This is a genomic window from Protofrankia sp. CiP1_Cm_nod4 (assembly GCF_982290645.1).
On sequence record NZ_CEVIVC010000006.1, the window covers coordinates 1 to 3,452 of the forward strand.

Annotated in this window: 2 protein-coding genes and 1 pseudogene; all 3 read left to right on the top strand. The window is 71.6% G+C overall.

Translation table 11 applies throughout. The features are described 5' to 3' along the window. Nucleotides 1–343 (top strand): annotated as a pseudogene (locus AC5LSR_RS02555) (zinc-binding alcohol dehydrogenase); the annotation flags it as partial. A gap of 144 nt (nucleotides 344–487) precedes the next feature. After that, complete coding sequence (gene larAH / locus AC5LSR_RS02560) at nucleotides 488–2,062, top strand: NPN-dependent hydroxyacid isomerase, LarAH14/15/16 family (RefSeq protein ID WP_250286571.1); 1,575 nt, start codon at nucleotides 488–490, stop codon at nucleotides 2,060–2,062. After that, complete coding sequence (locus tag AC5LSR_RS02565; RefSeq protein ID WP_250286573.1) at nucleotides 2,059–3,183, top strand: lysophospholipid acyltransferase family protein; 1,125 nt, start codon at nucleotides 2,059–2,061, stop codon at nucleotides 3,181–3,183. The genes larAH and AC5LSR_RS02565 overlap by 4 nt, the downstream gene beginning before the upstream one ends. Nucleotides 3,184–3,452 lie beyond the last annotated feature (269 nt).

The window sequence follows — 3,452 nt, forward strand, 5'->3', positions numbered from 1 at the left end:
GGTGGTGCTGTCGGGAGTGCCCACCGGCTCGGTGGACCTGACCCCGCTGTGGTTCCGCGAGCTGGAGCTGGTCGGCGCCTACGCCTCGTCCGCCGGCGCGGCCGTACGGCCGGCCGCTCGTCCGGACGGCCGTCCGGACGGCCAGGTGAACGGGCAGGTGAGCGGGCAGCCCCGTCAGCGGGCGGACTTCGACCGGGCCCTCGAGCTCGCCGCGTCCGCGCCGCTGGACGGGATCGTGTCGGCCACCTATCCGCTGGACCGCTGGCGGGACGCGCTGGACCATGCGCTGTCCGCCGGCCGGCTGGGAGCGGTCAAGGTTGCCTTCGACCTGATGACGCCGTGACGGGACACGGAACGTGACAGGGCGTAGAAGAGGCGGACGGGGCCTGTTCGCAGGCACTATGGCGTCTGCTGAGACGCTTATTTCAGGACGCCGACGACAACCCAGTGTCGTTCGGCTGAAACCGCGCGTAAGGGGATCGCACAGGTGAGACCGGGGTTCGTGCTCGAAGTCGATGAGCGGACTCCTCCGCTGCTCGTCCACCAGGGTGAGGCGTTCGGGCTGGAACGCTTTCCGCTGGGTACCCGGGTGGTCTACCCGCCGGAGTCGCTGCCGGCGCTGGCAGACGTCGACGCGGCGATCAGCCGGGCGTTGGCCGAGCCGGAGAACAGCGAGCCGCTGCGGGCGCTGCTGCGGCCGGGGATGCGGCTGACGATCGCCTTCGACGACCTGTCGATCCCGCTGCCGCCGATGCGCCGGCCCGACATCCGCCAGCGGGTGATCGAGCAGGTGCTGACGCTCGCGGCCGAGGCCGGGGTCGATGACGTGGTGCTCATCGTGGCGAACGCCCTGCACCGCCGGATGACCGCCGCCGAGATCGAGCGGGCCGTCGGGGAGCGGGTGTTCCGCTCGTTCTGGCCGGACAGCCTCTACAACCACGACGCCGAGGACAGGGACAACCTGCTGCACGTCGGCCTGACCGAGAACGGCGAGGACGTCGAGATCAACCGGCGGGCCGCCGAGTCGGACCTGCTGGTCTACGTCAACGTCAACCTGGTGGCGATGGACGGCGGGCACAAGTCGGTGCCGATCGGGCTGGCCTCCTACAACAGCCTGCGCCACCATCACAACAGCCACACGATGGTGCACTCGCGGTCGTTCATGGACCACACCCGGTCGGCCATGCACTCCTCGGCGTGGCGGATGGGCCGGCTGCTCGCCGACCACCTGAAGATCTTCACGGTGGAGACGACGGTGAACAACGCCGCGTTCCCGGCCCGATACGGATTCCTCACCAGACGGGAGTGGGAGTGGTCCGTGCGCGACCAGGCGATGGCGTTCGGGCTGTCGCGGGGGCTGGCCGCCATGCCGACGCGGCCCCGCCGCCGGATCTTCCAGGACCTGGTCGCGGACTACGGGGTGACCGGGGTGCACGCCGGTGAGACCGAGGCCGTGCACGCGAAGACGCTGGCCAACGTGCACCGCCAGCAGCTTGTCGAGGTCGACGGGCAGAGCGACGTCCTCGTCGTCGGCCTGCCGTATCTCGGGCCGTACAACGTCAATTCGGTGATGAACCCGATTCTCGCGATGTGCCTGGGCCTGGGGTACTTCTTCAACATGTACCGGGGCCGGCCGCTGGTGCGCCGCGGCGGCGCGATGATCCTCTACCATCCGGTGACGCCGGAGTTCTCCCAGCTGCACCATCCGTCGTATGTGGACTTCTTCGAGGAGGTGCTCGCCGAGTCCACCGACCCGGCGACGATCGAGGCGACCTTCGAGAAGCAGTACGCCACCGACCCCTGGTACACCCACCTGTACCGGACGTCCCACGCCTATCACGGTGTGCACCCGTTCTACATGTGGTACTGGGGTGCGCACGCGCTGGACCATCTCGGGGATGTGGTGTGGGTCGGCGGTGACCGGGCGGCCTGCGCGCGGATGGGTTTCCGGGCCGCGTCCACGCTGGCCGACGCGCTTGAGATGATCTCGTCCACGGTGGGGCGCAACCCGTCCCTGACCTACCTGCACTCCCCGCCGTACGCCATCGCGGACGTGCGGTGACGGCGCCGGGCGGCCGGCAGCGCCCGGCCGGGATCGGGCTGCGTGAGATGGCCCGCGGCTGGCGGTGGGCGTCGCGCCCACCGGTGCCCGCCTCGGCGCGGCCGTACCAGCCGGCGCCGCGGGGCCGGGAGTTCCCCACCGCGTGGGCGCGCACACCCGCGATGCGGGCGGCCCGGGTCGCCGCGCTGGAGCTCGGGATGCGCCCCATGCTGGACGCGAACCTGTCCCTGTCGGTGGCCGGGCTGGACGCGCTCGAGGGGCTGCGCACGCCCGCGGTCTTCGTGTCGAACCATTCCAGCCATCTGGACGCGCCGCTGCTGCTGTGCGCGCTGCCGCGGGACATCCGGGACCACACGGCGGTGGCCGCCGCCGCCGACTACTTCTTCGACAGCTGGTGGCGGGGCCTGGGCACGGCCTTCCTGTTCGCGACCGTGCCGATCGAACGCCGCGGCGGGGCGCCGTCGAGCGCACCCGCCGACCTGCTCGCCGCCGGCTGGAATCTGGTCATTTTTCCGGAGGGGACCAGGACGAAGGACGGCCAGCTCGCCCGGTTCCGGTTCGGCGCGGCGCATCTGGCGATCACCTGCGGGGTGCCGGTGGTACCGGTGGGTATCCGCGGCGGTTTCGCCGCGATGCCGCGGGGCCGGGCGTGGACGGTCCCGGGCCGGCCCGGGGTGTCGGTGCGGTTCGGTCGGCCGCTGTATCCCGCCGACAGCGACCTGCGTTCCTTCACCGGCCGTATCTTCGCCGAGGTGTCCCGGCTGATCGACGAGGACGCTACGTCCTGGTGGGACTCGCTGCGCGCGGCGCGGGAGCGCCCGGCGGTACCGGCCCGGGCCGCGCGGGCCGCCCGGAAGGCACACTGGCGGCAGGTCTGGGAGGCCACCGAGCCGGTGGGAACCGCCGGTGTGGTGTCGCCGTGGCAGGCCGCGGCGCGGCGCGGATCCGCCGGCGTGACGGGCCGCTCAGGCTCCCAGGGGCTGACGGCTGCGACGGGCGCGGCGCGGGAGGCGCAACGGGAGTCGCGGGAGCCTGACGGCAGCGGGGGTGCCGGCGGTACCGACGTGGGTGGCGCTGGTGCCGCGGGCGACGCAACCGGTACGTCCACCCCCGTCGGATGATCCGTTCGCAATTGTCCCATCGAATGTGAGAACGGTCACACGCTCCTGAAAATGTGGATAACGCTGTTCATGGCGCGGTGGGTATCCACCGCGCCGCTGGGGACCAGCTGTGGGTAACCGGGGGTCTGCCAGGCAGCCCTGATGTCAAGGGTTGATCCGGGGGGCCCCATGGCCGTTAGTGGATGCATGGACCTGCGCAACCGGCCCCGTCGCCCGCACCCGCAGCACCGCTGGCGGCGGGGTACCGACACCGTCGTCACCGGCGTCCC